The organism is Streptomyces sp. NPDC101118 (assembly GCF_044759445.1).
Lineage (GTDB): Bacteria > Actinomycetota > Actinomycetes > Streptomycetales > Streptomycetaceae > Streptomyces.
The window spans coordinates 20,164-35,170 of sequence record NZ_JBIVZG010000021.1 but is presented as its reverse complement, the minus strand read 5'-3'; the positions used below and the strand labels follow the sequence as shown (position 1 = coordinate 35,170).

At 72.6% G+C, this 15,007-nt stretch carries 16 protein-coding genes and 2 pseudogenes; 7 read left to right on the top strand and 11 right to left on the bottom strand.

Features of this window, described 5'->3' with window-relative positions; translation table 11 throughout:
• Positions 1-35: 35 nt before the first annotated feature.
• Complete coding sequence (locus ACIQUQ_RS28110) at positions 36-836, bottom strand: SDR family NAD(P)-dependent oxidoreductase (protein ID WP_403981213.1); 801 nt, start codon at positions 834-836, stop codon at positions 36-38.
• A gap of 69 nt (positions 837-905) precedes the next feature.
• Positions 906-1,532, bottom strand: a complete 627-nt coding sequence (locus tag ACIQUQ_RS28105) for a flavodoxin family protein (RefSeq protein WP_403981211.1) — start codon at positions 1,530-1,532, stop codon at positions 906-908.
• Positions 1,533-1,734: 202 nt separating this feature from the next.
• On the opposite strand from ACIQUQ_RS28105, the gene ACIQUQ_RS28100 reads away from it, so the two are divergent.
• Positions 1,735-3,201 (top strand): aminotransferase class I/II-fold pyridoxal phosphate-dependent enzyme, encoded by a 1,467-nt coding sequence (locus tag ACIQUQ_RS28100; RefSeq protein WP_403981209.1) that lies wholly within the window; start codon positions 1,735-1,737, stop codon positions 3,199-3,201.
• Positions 3,202-3,256: 55 nt separating this feature from the next.
• Positions 3,257-3,811, top strand: coding sequence for a cysteine hydrolase family protein (locus tag ACIQUQ_RS28095; protein ID WP_403981207.1), 555 nt, complete (start codon positions 3,257-3,259; stop codon positions 3,809-3,811).
• A gap of 171 nt (positions 3,812-3,982) precedes the next feature.
• On the opposite strand, the gene ACIQUQ_RS28090 is transcribed toward ACIQUQ_RS28095, so the two are convergent.
• Positions 3,983-4,285 (bottom strand): STAS domain-containing protein, encoded by a 303-nt coding sequence (locus ACIQUQ_RS28090; RefSeq protein WP_403981205.1) that lies wholly within the window; start codon positions 4,283-4,285, stop codon positions 3,983-3,985.
• A 24-nt stretch (positions 4,286-4,309) separates the two neighbouring features.
• Between ACIQUQ_RS28090 and ACIQUQ_RS28085 the strand changes: the two genes are divergently transcribed.
• The gene (locus ACIQUQ_RS28085; protein ID WP_403981203.1) at positions 4,310-4,468 is read left to right on the top strand and encodes an ATP-binding protein; all 159 of its coding nucleotides are present in this window, start codon (positions 4,310-4,312) and stop codon (positions 4,466-4,468) included.
• Here ACIQUQ_RS28085 and ACIQUQ_RS28080 read toward each other — a convergent pair.
• The 4 genes and pseudogenes from ACIQUQ_RS28080 to ACIQUQ_RS28065 form a co-directional block, all read right to left on the bottom strand.
• The gene (locus tag ACIQUQ_RS28080) at positions 4,461-4,772 is read right to left on the bottom strand and encodes an STAS domain-containing protein (protein ID WP_403981201.1); all 312 of its coding nucleotides are present in this window, start codon (positions 4,770-4,772) and stop codon (positions 4,461-4,463) included. The genes ACIQUQ_RS28085 and ACIQUQ_RS28080 overlap by 8 nt on opposite strands.
• A gap of 301 nt (positions 4,773-5,073) precedes the next feature.
• The gene (locus tag ACIQUQ_RS28075; protein WP_403981457.1) at positions 5,074-5,484 is read right to left on the bottom strand and encodes a hypothetical protein; all 411 of its coding nucleotides are present in this window, start codon (positions 5,482-5,484) and stop codon (positions 5,074-5,076) included.
• A 277-nt stretch (positions 5,485-5,761) separates the two neighbouring features.
• On the bottom strand, positions 5,762-6,730 hold the full coding sequence (ppk2, locus tag ACIQUQ_RS28070; protein ID WP_403981199.1) for a polyphosphate kinase 2: 969 nt from the start codon (positions 6,728-6,730) through the stop codon (positions 5,762-5,764).
• 88 nt (positions 6,731-6,818) lie between these two features.
• Positions 6,819-6,953: pseudogene (locus tag ACIQUQ_RS28065) on the bottom strand (winged helix-turn-helix transcriptional regulator); the annotation flags it as partial.
• A gap of 6 nt (positions 6,954-6,959) precedes the next feature.
• On the opposite strand from ACIQUQ_RS28065, the pseudogene ACIQUQ_RS28060 reads away from it, so the two are divergent.
• Positions 6,960-7,112: pseudogene (locus tag ACIQUQ_RS28060) on the top strand (RidA family protein); the annotation flags it as partial.
• 202 nt (positions 7,113-7,314) lie between these two features.
• Here ACIQUQ_RS28060 and ACIQUQ_RS28055 read toward each other — a convergent pair.
• Genes ACIQUQ_RS28055 through ACIQUQ_RS28045 form a run of 3 tightly spaced genes read right to left on the bottom strand, consistent with a single transcriptional unit; the run spans position 7,315 to position 11,119 of the window.
• Positions 7,315-9,462, bottom strand: coding sequence for a xanthine dehydrogenase family protein molybdopterin-binding subunit (locus ACIQUQ_RS28055; protein ID WP_403981197.1), 2,148 nt, complete (start codon positions 9,460-9,462; stop codon positions 7,315-7,317).
• On the bottom strand, positions 9,459-10,496 hold the full coding sequence (locus ACIQUQ_RS28050) for an FAD binding domain-containing protein (RefSeq protein WP_403981194.1): 1,038 nt from the start codon (positions 10,494-10,496) through the stop codon (positions 9,459-9,461). The genes ACIQUQ_RS28055 and ACIQUQ_RS28050 overlap by 4 nt, the downstream gene beginning before the upstream one ends.
• Positions 10,493-11,119: a 2Fe-2S iron-sulfur cluster-binding protein gene (locus ACIQUQ_RS28045; protein WP_403981191.1), complete on the bottom strand. Its 627-nt coding sequence runs from the start codon at positions 11,117-11,119 to the stop codon at positions 10,493-10,495. The genes ACIQUQ_RS28050 and ACIQUQ_RS28045 overlap by 4 nt, the downstream gene beginning before the upstream one ends.
• A 176-nt stretch (positions 11,120-11,295) precedes the next feature.
• On the opposite strand from ACIQUQ_RS28045, the gene ACIQUQ_RS28040 reads away from it, so the two are divergent.
• Together ACIQUQ_RS28040 and ACIQUQ_RS28035 are read left to right on the top strand one after the other, a co-directional pair.
• The gene (locus ACIQUQ_RS28040) at positions 11,296-12,156 is read left to right on the top strand and encodes an SDR family NAD(P)-dependent oxidoreductase (protein ID WP_403981188.1); all 861 of its coding nucleotides are present in this window, start codon (positions 11,296-11,298) and stop codon (positions 12,154-12,156) included.
• 67 nt (positions 12,157-12,223) lie between these two features.
• Entirely contained in the window at positions 12,224-12,805 is a 582-nt protein-coding gene (locus ACIQUQ_RS28035; RefSeq protein WP_403981185.1) for a TetR/AcrR family transcriptional regulator, read from the top strand.
• Between the two features lie 553 nt (positions 12,806-13,358).
• Here the strand turns inward: ACIQUQ_RS28035 and ACIQUQ_RS28030 are convergent.
• Positions 13,359-13,790 (bottom strand): TraR/DksA family transcriptional regulator, encoded by a 432-nt coding sequence (locus ACIQUQ_RS28030; protein WP_403981182.1) that lies wholly within the window; start codon positions 13,788-13,790, stop codon positions 13,359-13,361.
• Positions 13,791-13,958: 168 nt separating this feature from the next.
• On the opposite strand from ACIQUQ_RS28030, the gene ACIQUQ_RS28025 reads away from it, so the two are divergent.
• A complete protein-coding gene (locus ACIQUQ_RS28025; RefSeq protein ID WP_403981180.1) occupies positions 13,959-14,870 on the top strand; it encodes a Ku protein in 912 nt (303 codons plus the stop codon).
• The last annotated feature ends 137 nt before the right edge of the window (positions 14,871-15,007 follow it).

Here is a 15,007-nt window from a genome sequence, read left to right as displayed (position 1 = left end):
CGGACCGGACCGGGGGTGAATGCGCGACCGGGGGTTCAGCCGTCGGCGGAGCCGGGTTCGGCCATGCGGCGGTGTCCTTCGGCCTTGAGGCTGTCGGGCAGGACCTTGTTGGCCAATCCCTGTGCCCGGGTCTTCAGCGACCCGGCGACGACCTTGTCCTTGCCGGAGAAGAGGGCGTCGAGCCCTTGCCGTGCGACCTGGGCGGGGTCGTCCTTGTTGCCGGAGCCGACTTTGGTGTCCTCCATCCCGGCACGTCGGAAGAAGTCGGTGTCCGTCGGGCCGGGCATGAGGGAGGTGACGGTGAGGGGGCTGTCCTTGAGCTCGTTCTGCAACGCCTGGGCGAAGGACTGCAGGAAGGACTTCGAGGCGTTGTACACGGCCTGGAAGGACCCGGGCATCGTCGAGGCGATGGACGACGTGATCAGAACACGCCCCTCGTCCTGCGCCGCCATGCTGCCCAGGAGCCGTTTGGCCAGGTGCACCGTGGACCGCACGTTCAGGTCGACGATTTCGAACTCGTCTTCCAGATCCGTGTCCAGGAATGCGCCACCCTGCCCCACTCCGGCGTTGAGCACGCCGACGGAGACAGGCCGGGCAGTCGCGGCGATCACCTCGCAGAATCGTTCCGCCTCTTCGTAGCGGCGCAGGTCCGCTCGTACCGTGTGCACGAGCCGGCCTGTGCGGCGGCGGATCTCGGCGGCCGCAGGTTCCAGCCGTTCCCCGTCCGCAGAGTTCATGATCAGGTCGTATCCGCGGTCCGCGAGCTGGAGGGCCAGTTCGAAACCGATTCCGCTGGAGGCACCAGTCACCACTGCAAGTCCGCCGTTCTCACTCATGTCCCGCTCCTACCCATAGGGAGGGATTCATTCCGCCGCGGCGACGGCAGCGACGCACCGGGCCTGGCGTCAGGAGGACGGCGGGTACGGGGCCGCCTTCAGACGGCGCGCGAGGTGCGCGGTGTTGGCGGCAAGCGCCTTGGTGGCGGCAGCGGTCTTCTCGGGGGTCTTGTCGAGGTCCTGGTAGTCGGTGCCCTGCATGGCTTCGCCGACCCAGTAGGTGACGGCGTTCGGCGCGAGGGAGAAGCCGACGTCGTTGAGGCCCTGGAACAGGTCGGCGCTGACGTTGTGGGCGCCGTCCTCGTTGCCGACCACGCAGACCGCGGCCACCTTGCCGTAGGTGAGCATGCGGCCCTCGGCGTCACTCTCCCCGAGCTCGGCGTCCAACCGCTCCAGCACCCGCTGGGCGATGCTGGAAGGGTGCCCGAGCCAGATCGGCGTGGACAGGATCAGAATGTCGCACCCCAGGATCGTCGCGCGGATCTCCGGCCATGCATCTCCCTCACCCATGTCCGTCTTCACCCCGGCCTTCACGTCGTGGTCGGCGATCCGGATCGTCTTGCCGGTGACCCCATGCTCGGCGAGCGCGGCCATGGTCTGCTCGGCGAGCAGCTGAGAGCTTGAGGAGGCGGGCGACGGCGAGAGGGTGCACACGAGCGCGACAGCGCGCAGCGGGGTGGTGTCGGTGATGGTCATGAGGTCCGGCTACCCCCAACGCCCACCGCCACACAGCCCTGTTCCCGAGCGGCCGGCGGAGCGGGAGTGCGGGGCTCGACCGCGGCGCCAGGCCGCGGATTTCCGGACCGCGTGCACCTACGCCGGGCCTCTGAGGGTCCCGCCTGCGCTTCGTTGCGACGCCGGGGCGTGTCTTCCCCGATCTCCCGGGCATGCGCGCGACATGGACCAGTCGAAGACGCCCGTGCTCGATGCCCTCGCCGCCTACCACGCGGCCGGCCAGACCCCCTTCACACCGCCAGGCCACAAGCAGGGCCGCGGCGCCGACCCCCGGGTACGGGCGGTCCTCGGGGAGGACGTGTTCCGTTCCGACGTCCTCGCGACCAGCGGCCTGGACGACCGGACGTCCTCGCACCGCGTCGTCGAGGAGGCCCAGGAGCTCATGGCCCACGCCGTCGGTGCCGACCACGCATTCTTCTCGACCTGTGGCAGCTCCTTGTCGGTGAAGTCCGCGATGCTGTCGGTCGCCGGCCCGCACGAGAAGCTGCTGGTGGGCCGCGACGCCCACAAGTCCGTGGTCTCCGGTCTCATTCTGTGCGGCATCCGGCCCGTCTGGGTCGAGCCCCAGTGGGACGCCGACCGCCACCTCGCCCATCCGCCGTCCGCCGACGCCTTCGCGGCCGCCTTCGAAGACCATCCCGACGCCCGCGGTGCGCTCGTGACGACGCCCACTCCGTACGGCACCTGCTCGGATCTGGCGGCCATCGCCCAGGTCTGCCACCGCCGGGGCAAACCCCTCATCGTCGACGAGGCCTGGGGAGCCCACCTGCCCTTCCACCCCGACCTGCCCACCTGGGCCATGGACGCCGGCGCCGACGTGTGCGTCACCTCCGTCCACAAAATGGGCTCCGGCCTGGAACAGAGCTCCGTCTTCCACCTGCAGGGCGACCTCGTCGCACCCGAGGTCCTCAAGAGCCGCGAGGACCTCCTCGGCACCACCAGCCCCTCCGTCCTCGTCTACGCCGCCCTCGACGGCTGGCGCCGCCAGATGACCCAACACGGCAGGAACCTCTACGACCACGCCCTCGCCCTCGCCGCCGACGTCCGCCACCAGATCGCCGGCATCGACGGCATGCGCGTACACGGCCGCGCCGACTTCTGCGGTCCCGGCAAGGCCAACGACCTCGACCCTCTCCAGATCACCATCGACATCAGCCACTGGCAGGTGACCGGCTACACGGCCGCCGACTGGCTGCGCACCCACCACCGCGTCAACCTCCACCTCGCGGACCACCGCCGCATCAGCGCACAGCTCACCCACGCCGACGACCAGCAGACGGCGAAGATCCTGCTGACGGCCCTCCGCGACCTGGCCGCACACGCCCCCGAGCTCCGCACCGGCCCGCGTGTGGACGTCCCCTCACCGGCTGCCCTGCGCCTGGAACAGGCAGCCCTCCCGCGTGACGCGTTCTTCGGCCCGACGGAGCAGGTGCCTTGTGAGCGTGCCGAGGGCCGCATCGCCGCCGAAATGCTCACCCCCTACCCGCCGGGAATTCCCGCCGTCCTCCCCGGTGAGCGCCTTACCGGGGACGTCCTGGCCTACCTGCGCACGGGCGTGCAGGCGGGGATGGTCCTGCCCGACGCCGTCGACACGCAGGCCAAGAGCATCAGGGTGCTCCGGCAGCACTGACCGCCCCGGTTGCGCCTGCTCGCTTACGGGCAGGGGCCGGGCGGAGGCGATCGCCATGGCCCGTACGGCCCTCATCGTGATCGACATGCTCAACAGCTACGAGCACGAGGACGCCGAAGCGCTCGTGCCCTCGGTACGGGACGCCCTGCCGGGCGTGGGCGCGCTGCTCAAACGGGCCCGGGCGGGCGATTCCCCGGTGATCTACGTCAACGACAACTTCGGACGGTGGCGCTCCCACCACGGAGAGATCCTCCGATCCGCCCTCGCGGGCCGCTACCGGGACCTCGTCGAGCCGGTCGCGCCCGACGAGAACGCCCTCTTCGTGGTCAAGGCACGGCACTCGATCTTCTACGAGACGCCCCTGGCCTACCTGCTGGGGCAGCTCGAGGTCCGGCGGGTGGTGCTCTGCGGGCAGGTCACCGAACAGTGCGTGCTGTACTCCGCCCTGGACGCCCACATCCGGCACTACGAGGTCGTCGTCGCCCTCGACGCGGTCGCCCACATCGATCCCGGTCTGGCACACGCGGCGCTGCGCATGATGGAGCGGAACATGTCGGCGCAACTGTGCACGAGCGACGCGATCACCTTCGGCGACGCCTCGCCGGCCTGACGGCCGCCGGCAAGCCAAGGGGCTGGGGAGCCCCCCTGCACGCTGTGTACGGCGCGTACGGCGCGTACGGCCGACGGCCGCAGCACCTGGTGCACGATCGGGTGCTCCAGGACGACGGCACTCTGCCCGGGCCGAAGGCTCGGTGTCCTGCCGGGCCCCGCGCACGGCGTCTCAGGGCGTGGGGCAGGGGAGCAGGGTGAAGAGGCGGCGGGTGCCGGTGAGGTCGAGCAGGCGCAGCGCCTGGCAGGGGACGCAGAGCAGCTCGAGGGTTCCGCCCTGGGCGTGAGTGCGGTTGCGCAGGGTGAGGAGGAGGTGGAGGCCGGAGGAGTCGATGAAGGCGACGCCGGTCAGGTCCAGGCCCAGGGTGAGGTCGTCGAGGTCCAGGGCGGCGATGGTTGTGCCGAGCTGGGGGCTGGTGTCCATGTCGAGGGCGCCTGCCACGGTCACGACGGTCCGCTCGGGAACATCGACCACGAGACGGGCCGTCTGACAATCGCCGTGACCGACCCGGGCCCCACCCTGCCGCGCCCGTCCCACCGCCGTCCGGACCGGGGAGGCGGCCACGGGATCTTCCTCGTCGATCAGCTCGTCGAGCACTGGGGCACCCGGCCCGAAGGGGCGGGGAAGACGGTGTGGGCCGACCTGTCGGTCAGCTGAGGTGGAACAGGTCGCGTGAGCCGGTGAGGTCCAGCAGCCGCAGCGCCTGCCGGCCCAGGCCGCGCAGTTCGAGGCCTGCGTGTTCCTGTTCGGCTCGGCGGCGCAGGGTGAGGAGCATGTTCAGGCCGCTGGAGTCGATGAACGGCACCGCCGCGAGGTCCACGCTCAGCGTTCTGCCGGTCAGGACCAGGGCGTCGGTGGCCTGGGTGACGTGGGCGCTGGTGGAGAGGTCGAGTTCACCCGCCACGACGACCACCGTGCGCTCGGGGGTCTCGGTGACGTGCACGTCGAAGGTGTCCTGCATGGTCAAACGTCCTGCCGATCGGGTCGGTGCCCATCACGGCCGACATCCCCCGTCCAGGGGGCCGGCCGTCACGCGCGCAGCTGCGAAGAGGGCTGCGCGCAGCCGAGCGAGACCACCCGTACCGTCCACCGGCCACCGCCCCTGCGGTGACCACTCGGCAGCGCGGGGTCTCCCACCAGACCAGGCTGGTTCACCCACGAGCCTGGCACAACACGCCGGCTGGCAACACCCCGCCTCAAGGGGCCGTGCATGCCTCACCCCCCGGGGCGCAGAGGTGTGCAGGGCGCGCCGTGACGGGAGGTCAGTTGGCGGTGATGCGGGTGAGCACGGTGTGGAGTCGGCGGATGGCGTCCTCGGCGTCCCGGTACTGCTCGGGGGTGGGTGCGACGGCGCCGAAGGTGGGCCCGTTTTCGACGGGCAGGGCGCGCCAGTGGAGGATCGGGGTGAGAGCGGTGGCGGCGGCGCCGAGGAACCAGGCGAGGCGGCCGTGGACGTGCGCGAGGGCCAGCGCCACGGCGGCGAGGGCTTCCCGCAGGTGCGCGAGCCGGTCGATCACCGCGAGCGTCTCCTGTACGTCCGCCGGTCCGACGGCGGCACTCAGCTCGGCGGCGGCCTTCGCCGCGACGGAGCGATCGGTGTCCGTCACCCGCCACACCCCGCCGCGGAGCTGCTGCTCGGCCTGGCCGGCGAGATCTTCGATGATCGTCCGCATGTCCACGCCCGCGACCATAGCCCCGGCAGCCGCCTCGCGTAGAGCGCGCTGTCGGCCAGAAGGACGCCTCATCGACCCTGAAGCCTGGCACGTGCGGGCGGGACACCCCGCACCACCGCAACCTCGGCAGCCCCCGAGGCGCTGAGTTCGCGAGGTCCGAAGCCCCAGCCCACCGTGGCGTCGTCGGCCGTACGAGCGGCCCGTGCCCTTGCCGGGCTTCCCCCTCGGCTTCGCAGCGGGGTGCGGGGCCTGCGGCGAGGTGACGGCCCTTTTAGTGTTACGAGTGGGGGTGGTGGCCGGGGCCGAGAGGCGGTCCGGCCAGGGGAGTGGGGGTGAGGGAGGTGGGTTCCTCGCCGGTTTCGAGCAGGGTGTCGGCGGCGCCGACGATGAGGGGGTCGGGGCGGCCGACCGCCGTCTGGTCCTTGCGGTCGTAGTCGATGCGCCACAGCAGGCTTCGCATCGCTTCGAGCCGGCCGCGGCGCTTGTCGTTGCTCTTGACCACCGTCCAGGGCGCGTGGCTGGTGTCGGTGGCCCGGAACATCGCGACCTTGGCCTGGGTGTAGTCGTCCCACAGGTCCAGCGATGCCAGGTCGGTGGGGGAGAGCTTCCACTGCCGGACGGGATCGACCTGCCGGATGGCGAAACGGGTGCGCTGCTCCGCGCGGGAGACCGAGAACCAGAACTTCACCAGCAGGATGCCGTCTTCGACCAGCATCGATTCGAACTGGGGGCATTGCCGCAGGAACAGCTCGTACTGCTGCTGGGTGCAGAAGCCCATGACCTTCTCGACGCCGGCCCGGTTGTACCAGGACCGGTCGAAGAAGACGATCTCTCCGGGCGCCGGCAAGTGGGCGACATAGCGCTGGAAGTACCATTGCCCCGACTCCCTTTCGGTCGGCCTGTCGAGAGCCACGATCCGGGCGCCGCGGGGGTTGAGCCGCTCGGTGAACCGCTGGATGGTGCCGCCCTTGCCCGCCGCGTCCCTGCCTTCGCAGATCACCACCAGCCGGGCGCCGGTCTCCTTGACCCAGTGCTGCAGCTTGAGCAGCTCGATCTGCAGGATCCGCTTGCTCCGCTCGTACTCGCCCCGCTTGATCCGGCGGTCGTAGGGATAGCTCTCCCGCCAGGTACGGATCGGGGCTCCGTCGGCCTCCAGCAGCACAGGCTGCTCGGGCCGGCGGGCATCCACGCTCAGCCCGGCCAGCAGTTCCTCGGCCTCCGGCCGAGGCAGTTCCTCCTCACCCATGCCACGCCTTTACCCGCGCCGGCCGTCACAAACGGCGCGTCCCTTGCGCCACGGCAGGCGGACATGGCAGGCGACCTGAGGCGTCCGCTCAGGCGGTGTCGAAACGGTGGCGGGCGGTTTCGATGTCAGCCAGGTAGCGGTGGGTCCAGTCGCACATGCCGTCGACCGTCGCGCGCAGGGCCCGGCCCGGCTCGGTCAGGGTGTACTCGACGCGCGGCGGCACCACCCTCCCGAGAAGATGCCCCTGCTCATGGACGGCGTGGCCCGCGCGGCCGGAAGGCTCGGGCTCGCGCCGGTGCCGCCGGCCACCCTGATCGGCGTCGCGACGCTGGACGTCCCTGAGCACCTGGTCGAAATCGAGGCGACCGCAGTCCTCGACTGACCGGCAGCGTCGGGCAGGGGAGGCGGCCGGATCCCGCCGAACGGTCCGCAATCCGCCGGCGCTCCCGGGCTGCGTCCCACTGCCGCGGTCTCTGCCGTTCCCGGCTTTGCGGCTCCGCAGGTTCCGCGCATCCACCCGGTCGTCGTCCTCCGGGAGTCCACGTGAGCCACCGGAGCCGGAGCGCGACCAGGAGCTGGGCAAGCTACGTGCCGCTGGCGGAGCCGCCTTCGTCGCCGAGGGCGGCCAGGACCCGGTCAGGGGTGAGGGGCAGCTCGCGCAGGCGCCGGCCGGTCGCCCGGCTCACGGCGTTGCCGATGGCCGCCGCGGCGCCGACGATGCCGATCTCACCGATGCCCTTGCTTCCCATCGGGTTGAGGTGCTTGTCGTGCTCGTCGATCCAGTGGGCCTCGATGGCGCCGGGGACGTCGGCGTTGACCGGTACGTGGTAGGCGGCCAGGTCGCGTTCCGCGAAGTCGCCGAAGGCCGGGTCCAGGCCGCTGTGTTCGGTCAGCGCCATGCCCAGCCCCATCACCATGCCCCCGATGAACTGCGAGCGGGCCGTGCGCGGGTTGAGGACGCGGCCGGCGGCGAAGACTCCCAGCATCCGGCGCACCCGTACCTCGCCCGTGACCGTGTCGGCCTGCACCTCGGCGAAGTGGGCCCCGAACGCGTGGCGCGCGTACGGGGACCTCTGCTTCGCCGACTGGGTGGTGTCCGCAGACGCGGAGAGCCCCGCGTCGGGCAGTGGCCCGTGGTGGCGGGCCAGCCGGTCGGTCAGGGCGGTGCACGCGTCGTGCACCGCCCAGCCCCAGGACGCCGTCCCGGTGGAGCCGCCGGCCACGGGGCCGGCCGGCAGCGCGCTGTTGCCGAGCGACAGCGAGACGGCGTCGAGCGGGACCCCCAGCGCGTCGGCGGCGATCTGGGAGAGGACCGTACGGGCGCCGGTGCCGATGTCGGTGGCGTTCACCTCGACGAGGTAGCTCCCGTCGGGTCGGGCGTGGGCCCGCGCGCCGGCCGGAGCGATGTACACGGGGTAGGTGGCCGCCGCCATGCCGCTGCCGATGAGGAGCGGCCCCTCCCGCCGGGGCGGCCGGCTGCGGGCCCAGCCGAAGCGGTCGGCGCCCTCGCGCAGACACTCCACGAGGTGCCGGCTGCTGAAGGGGCGGCCGCTGTCGGGCTCGGTGGCCGCATCGTTGCGTACGCGCAGCTCGACGGGGTCCATGCCGAGGGCATCGGCCAGCTCGTCCATGGCCGACTCCAGCGCGTACATGCCGGGCGTTTCGCCGGGGGCGCGCATCCAGGAGGGGGTGGGCACGTCGAGCGCGGCGACGCGGTGCGTGGTGCGGCTGTCCCGGACCGCGTACATCACCCGCGCGGGTACGGCGGCCTGCTCGACGAACTCGCGCACCCGCGAGGTGTGCGTCGTGACCTCGTGGCCGAGGGAGGTGAGCGTGCCGTCGGCGCGGGCGCCGAGCCGGACGCGGTGCAGGGTGGGAGCGCGGTGGCCGACGGTGGCGGCCATGTGCTGGCGGGGCAGGGCCACGGTGACGGGGCGTCCGCAGTGCCGGCTGGCCATGACGGCGAGGACGACGTGGGGACGCGGCGTGCCCTTCGAGCCGAAGCCGCCGCCCACGTGCTCGGCCAGCACCGTGATCCGGTCCTCGGGCAGCCGGAACAGCCCGGCCAGGACGGTGCGCACCACCGTGGTGCCCTGGCAGGAGTCGTGGACGGTGAGGTGGCCGCGCCCGGCGTCCCAGTGCGCAGTGGCGGCGTGCGGCTCCATCGGGTGGTTGTGCAGCGGCGGCACCGCGTAGCGGACGTCGACCCGTACGGGCGCGGCGGCGAACGCCGCGTCCGGGTCCCCCTGTTCGCGGTGCGCGGGGTAGCCGCCGTTGGCCTCCTCCGGGGTGTACAGGCCGGGGTGACCCTCGCGCAGTACGACGTCGTGCGGCTCCGCCTCGTAGGTGACGCGCACCGCGTCGGCGGCGGCGCGGGCACCCTCCAGGGTGTCGGCGACGGCCAGCGCCACGTACCAGCCGCGGCACGGTACCCGCAGGTCCTGGAGCAGCTGGAGGCCGGGGTCGTCGGAGGGGCCCAGCCGCGGTGCGTCGTACGGGGTGAGGACGCCCAGGACGCCGGGCAGGGCCAAGGCGGGGGCGGTGTCGAGGGCGGTGATCCGGCCGCGGGCGATCGTCGCGGGCACCGGCCACCCGTAGGCCCGCCTCGGCAGGTGCCGTTCGGCGGCGTACAGCGCGGTGCCGGTCACCTTCTCCCGGCCTTCGAGCCGTGGGACGGGGGCGCCGAGCAGGGCCTCGGAGGCGGTGTCGAGGGTGGCGGAGGCGGAACTCATCGTGGGTCCTGGGGTCCTGTCCTGTGGTCTGTGGAACCGGGATGCGTACCGGCCAGCGCGGCGATGGTGTCGCAGGCGAGGTTGCGGGCGAGGGGGATCTTGTACGCGTTGTCGCGCAGCGGCTTCGCCCGGGCGAGCTCGGCGTCGACCGCCGCGCGCACGGCGTCCGGACGCGGCTCGGCGCCGGTCAGCCGCGCCTCGGCCGTGGTGGCCCGCCAGGGCCGGTGGGCGAGGCCGCCGAAGGCCAGGGAGATCTGGCGCACGAGGCCCCCGTCGCGGTCGAGGTCCAGTACGACGGCGACCGAGGCGAGGGCGAAGGAGAACGACGCGCGGTCACGGGCCTTGCGGTAGGCGGAGACGGCGCCGGGCGCCGGGGCCGGCAGCAGCATCGCCGTGACGATCTCTCCCGCGCGGATGACGGTGTCCTGCTCGGGGCGGTCGCCGGGCAGCCGGTGGAACTCGGCGGCCGCGACCGTACGGGTGGTGTCCGGTCCCCCGTACAGCTCGACGCCGGCGTCCAGCGCGGCGAGGGCCACGGCCATGTCGGAGGGGTGGGTGGCGATGCAGTGCTCGGAGTGGCCGAGGACCGCGTGGTCGCGGTGGACGCCGTCCCGGGCCCCGCACCCGCTGCCCGGTTCGCGCTTGTTGCACGGCTTGGAGAGGTCCTGGAAGTAGGCGCAGCGGGTGCGCTGGAGCAGGTTGCCGCCGGTGGTGGCGACGTTGCGGAGCTGGCCGGAGGCGCCGGCGAGCAGCGCCTGCCCGAGCAGCGGGAAGCGGGAGCGCACCCGGGGGTCGGCGGCCAGGTCGCTGTTGCGGACCGTGGCACCGACGCGCAGGCCCCCGTCGGGGAGGTCGGTGATCTCGTCCAGGGGAAGGCGGGAGATGTCGATCAGGGCGGTGGGGGTCTCGACGCCCAGTTTCATCAGGTCCACGAGATTGGTGCCGCCGCCCAGGTAGCGGGAACCGGGGTGCGCGGCGTGGGCGTCGGCGGCCTCGCGGAGACTGGTGGCGCGTACGTAGGCGAAGGGCTTCACACGATCACGTCCGCATCCGCACCGGTCCTGGTGGCTGCGGCGTCGACGGCGGCCTCGGCGACGGCCCGGACGATCGCCGGGTAGGCGCCGCAGCGGCACAGGTTGCCGCTGAGCCGCTCCCGGATCTCCTCAGCGGTCAGCGCGGCGGCCCCTGCCCGGGCACCGGCGGTGGTGACGTGCGACGGGTCGCCGGCGGCGACTTCGCGCAGGGCGCCGACGGCGGAGCAGAGCTGGCCGGGGGTGCAGTAGCCGCACTGGAAGGCGTCCTGCTCGATGAAGGCGCGCTGGAGCGGGTGCAGGGCGCCGTCGGGCCCCGCGAGACCCTCCACGGTCGTGACCGCGCACCCGTCGAGGGTGACGGCGAACAGCAGACAGCTGTTGGCGCGCCGGCCGTCCACGAGGACGGTGCACGCACCGCACTGCCCGTGGTCGCACCCCTTCTTGGCGCCGGTCAGGTCCAGGTGCTCGCGCAGGGCGTCGAGGAGCGTGACGCGGTGGTCGAGGTCGAGGTCGTGACGGGTCCCGTTGACGCGCACGCTCACGGGGGAGCGGGTCTCGCCGGCGGACCGTCCCTCCGGCGTGCCGTGCGCCGGCCGGGGCGGTGGTTGGGATGGGTGTGCCACGACGAGCTCCCTGTCGTCCGCTGGGGGAGGGACGTCGCCCCTGCCCAGCCTGTGCCCTTTCACACCCCACGGCGCCGCGCACCTCCGGCACCCTGCCCGCGCCTCCCCCGTACGGCCGACGCGGGACTGCTGCTGCGCGAGACCGCCCCCGCGGCCGGCGCACCGCCCTCCCGTACGTGCCCGGCGCGTACCGCGAGAACGCTCTGGGACTGGCTGCCGCCGGATTCTCCGTCACCGTGGTCGGGCGCAGTGCCGACCGAGGCGCCCGGGCGGTCGACCGGATCGACGCGGTGAACCCGGCGCGCCCCGCCCGGTTCCTGCCCGCCGACCTCGGCTCGCTCGACGGCGTGCGCGCGCTCGCCGGCCGGATAGCCGGCGACCACGCCGCCTCCGGCGAACCGCTGACCGTGCTGGTGAACAACATCGGGGCGATGTTCGCGGAGCGACAGGATCTGGGCGGCGTGGAGGCGTCGTTCGTCGTCAACCACCTTTCGCCGTACCTGCTGACGGAACTCCTGCTGCCCACGCTCACAGCCGGTGCGCCGAGCAGGATCGTGAACGTGACCTCGGGTGCGGTCGGTGTCGCCAAGCGGGTGTTCGACGCCGTCGAGCCGCCCGGCGGCTACTACGGCTTCCACTGGTACGGCCGCGCAAAGCTCGCGAACCTCGTCTACACGCTCGACCTGGCGTCACGGCTCGACGGCACGGGCGTCTCGGTCTTCGCCGCCGACCCCGGAGGCGCCGCGACCGACATGACCCATGGCACCCTGACCGACCCGAAGATCGTCTCCCCGGCCCTGCGGCTGCTGTGGCCGCTGGTGCGCCGCAGGTTTGAACGCTCCACCGCGGGCCCGGCATCCGAGGCGGCGAAGTCCTCCATCATCGCGGCCACCGACGAGTCCCTGGCGGGCCGGACCGGCATCGTCATCGACGCCACGGCACGCCCGGCGGCGCCACTCCGGACGGCCGCAGACCCCCGCGTCGCCGATGCCGTGCGCCGACTCAGCCGGCAGCACGCACCCCTGCTGGCGCCCTGACCCGCCAGGCCCGGCCCGGCACGGGCGGCAGGGCCATCCGGATGAGCAATCCGATTAGCATGTCCCCATGACGACGACACCACTGCGCAAGGACGCGGCCCGCAACCGGGACCGGATCGTGGCCGTCGCCCGCGAGCTCGTCGACCAGGGCACGCCGTTGCAGCTCAACGACGTCGCCCGCCGCACCGGACTCGGCGTCGGCACCGTCTACCGCCACTTCGCCACGCCCGAGGCGCTCCTGGAGGCCGTCGCCACGCCCAGCCTGGAGGCCCTGACCGCCCACGGCAGGCAGGCGCTGGCCGACACCGACGCCTGGCGGGCCCTGGAGAGCTTCCTGACCCGCACCGTCGAGGCGCAGGTCACCGACGCCTCCCTGGCGCCGGTCGCCGCCGCTTCCGTCGTCGCCCTGCCGCGCACCACGGAACTCAAGGAGTCCCTGTGGTCGACAGGCACCACACTCCTCGACCGAGCCCGCGCGGCCGGGGCGGTCCGTCCCGACCTGGCCGCGGCCGATCTGGTCCCGCTCATGTGCGGCATCGCCTACGCCGTAGACGTACACGGCAGCGCTCCCGCAGACCGGATCGACACCGCGCACCGCTACCTGGCCGCGCTGCTCGGCGGCCTGCGAGCCACCCCAACGACGGTGTGAGACCGCGAGCAACACAACATTCAGCGAGCAGACCCCCACCAGCCAGACATGCCCTGCCGGATCGTTCCCGCACGCGAGCCCTGACCCGGGAACTCACGGAATTCCCAGCCCTGCGGTCACGATTTCCCCGATGGTTTCACTGACGCGGGCAGGGCCGTCGGGCACGGGGGAAGCTCGGCGGCCTGGTTTGGGGGCCGGGCCGGATACGGGGTCCGGCCGCACGGGTTCGGCTGCTGAACTGTAAAGCATGTTGTCCTCGGCGCCCGTGGGGGACGGATGTCGAGCTCTCGACCCTGGCCGTGGGTGAGCCGGCGGGGGAGGAGCGACGGTTGGGAGCCGTGGAGCGGGGCCGGCGTCGCGTGCGGAAGCCGGGCGGGTTGGTGTCGTGGGGGCGGGGCAGGTGCGGTGTAGGTGCCGCTGGGCCTGGTGTTGATCTTCCCCCCGATTCACGAAGCCCCGCGGCACCGCCAGCCGCTCGGCGTGCTGCACGGGCGGCTGCAGAGGGCGGGGGCGCCGCGGCTACCGGCTGCCCGGCCTGTTGCCCGTGTACCTCTCAAAGCGCGTTCCGGCCGCTCTCATCCGGCGGTGGCTGCCGGCGTGGGGCGGGCTGGGCGCAGTGGACGCAGGTGGCCGCTGCGGGGCGGATCTCCAGGCGTTCGGGCGGGATCGCTTGGCCGCAGCTCTCGCACTGGCCGTAGGTTCCTTGTTCGAGGCGTTCCAGCGCCCGGTCGAGTTCTTGCAGGTGTTCTTGGGTCTGCGTGAGCAGGGCGGCCACGTGGGCCCGCTCGAACGCGGTCGTGCCGCCCTCGGGGTCGTGTTCGTCGTCGACCGCGATCAGGGCGTTCGCCGCGACGATCCCTTCGAAGTCGCGGTGCAGCGCGGCCGCCCGGGCCAGGGTGTCGGCCCGGTCGGCCTCCAGACGCGCGCGGGCGGCCGAGGACGCGGCCGTGTCGGGCTTGGCTTGAGGGTGGGATGCGTCGCCCATGCTGTGGCAACGGTGATGCCTGGTCCGCGATTCCCGCGGCGCCGTGCCGACCCTGGCTCGACCGTTCACGACTTCAGGGCATCTCCAAGACGGGCTGCGGCCGGCAAGCTCGCGGCGGTCGGTGGCAAGGTGGAGGGAAGGGGGCCGCGCGCTCGTTGGAGGTATCGCATGCGGCCGATCTGGAGCGGGGCCATCAGCTTCGGCCTCGTGACGATTCCTATCAAGGTCTATCCGGCGACCGAGTCGCATGCGGTGGCGTTGCGGCAGATCCATCAGCATGAAGACGGTGCGATCGGGCGGGTCCGTACCCGCAAGATCTGCGAGCTCGACGGACGGGAGCTGTCCGCGGAGGAGATCGGCCGCGGCGCGGAGACGGCCGTCGGCATCATCGAGATCACCGACGCCGACCTGGACAACCTTCCCCTGCCGACCGCCAAGGCCATCGAGATCGTCGCCTTCGTCCCCGCCGCCTCGATCGACCCGATCCAGATCGGCGCCTCCTACTACCTCGCCGCCACCGAACCGGTCTCGGCCCGCCCTTACGAGCTCCTGCGACAAGCCCTGAACCGCAGCTCGAGGGTGGCGGTGGCCAAGTTCGCGATGCGGGACCGCGAGCACCTGGGCCTGCTACGCGTGCGAGGCGACGTGATCGTCCTGCACACGATGCGCTGGCCGGACGAGATCCGCTCCCCCGGCCTGGTCCCGGCACCCGAGGCCGAGGTCAGCCAGGAGGAAGTCGACGCCGCCATCGCGCTCGCCGAGACCCTGTCCGGGCTGGACGTGAGCACGCTGCGGGACCAGTACCGCGACGCCCTGCAGGCCGTCATCGAGGCCAAGGCCGCCGGCCGGCAGCCCGCTGCCCCGGCCGAGTCGGCCGGGCCGGCGCCGGGCAAGGTGGTCGACCTGATGGCCATGCTCCAGCAGTCCGTCGCCGACGCCCGAGCCGCCCGCGAAGAGGAAGAGCCCGCCACCGTCCACGACCTCTCTGCCGGCAAGACGAAGAAGACCACCGCGCGGAAGACCGCCGCGACGAAGACGGCGACGAAGAAGACCGAGAGCACCCCGCCTCGCAGCGCATGACCGGCCGCCGCCTGCCCGGGGACCCGCTTCGGGCTCTGCCGTCCGCACCGGTTTATGCGCCAGATCAGGATGGGGGCGTGGGGGCCTGGGCTGCTCGGCGTAGGCGGGGGTGGCGGCGGGGTGGTGTTGATCCTCGG

Excerpts from the sequence above, each read along its gene's own strand:
- ACIQUQ_RS28055 (WP_403981197.1), bottom strand. The coding sequence starts at position 9,462 with ATGAGTTCCGCCTCCGCCACCCTCGACACCGCCTCCGAGGCCCTGCTC.
- ACIQUQ_RS28035 (WP_403981185.1), top strand. The coding sequence starts at position 12,224 with ATGACGACGACACCACTGCGCAAGGACGCGGCCCGCAACCGGGACCGG.
- ACIQUQ_RS28030 (WP_403981182.1), bottom strand. The coding sequence starts at position 13,790 with ATGGGCGACGCATCCCACCCTCAAGCCAAGCCCGACACGGCCGCGTCC.
- ACIQUQ_RS28095 (WP_403981207.1), top strand. The coding sequence starts at position 3,257 with ATGGCCCGTACGGCCCTCATCGTGATCGACATGCTCAACAGCTACGAG.
- ppk2 (WP_403981199.1), bottom strand. The coding sequence starts at position 6,730 with ATGGGTGAGGAGGAACTGCCTCGGCCGGAGGCCGAGGAACTGCTGGCC.
- ACIQUQ_RS28110 (WP_403981213.1), bottom strand. The coding sequence starts at position 836 with ATGAGTGAGAACGGCGGACTTGCAGTGGTGACTGGTGCCTCCAGCGGA.
- ACIQUQ_RS28075 (WP_403981457.1), bottom strand. The coding sequence starts at position 5,484 with ATGCGGACGATCATCGAAGATCTCGCCGGCCAGGCCGAGCAGCAGCTC.
- ACIQUQ_RS28080 (WP_403981201.1), bottom strand. The coding sequence starts at position 4,772 with ATGCAGGACACCTTCGACGTGCACGTCACCGAGACCCCCGAGCGCACG.
- ACIQUQ_RS28100 (WP_403981209.1), top strand. The coding sequence starts at position 1,735 with ATGGACCAGTCGAAGACGCCCGTGCTCGATGCCCTCGCCGCCTACCAC.
- ACIQUQ_RS28025 (WP_403981180.1), top strand. The coding sequence starts at position 13,959 with ATGCGGCCGATCTGGAGCGGGGCCATCAGCTTCGGCCTCGTGACGATT.
- ACIQUQ_RS28105 (WP_403981211.1), bottom strand. The coding sequence starts at position 1,532 with ATGACCATCACCGACACCACCCCGCTGCGCGCTGTCGCGCTCGTGTGC.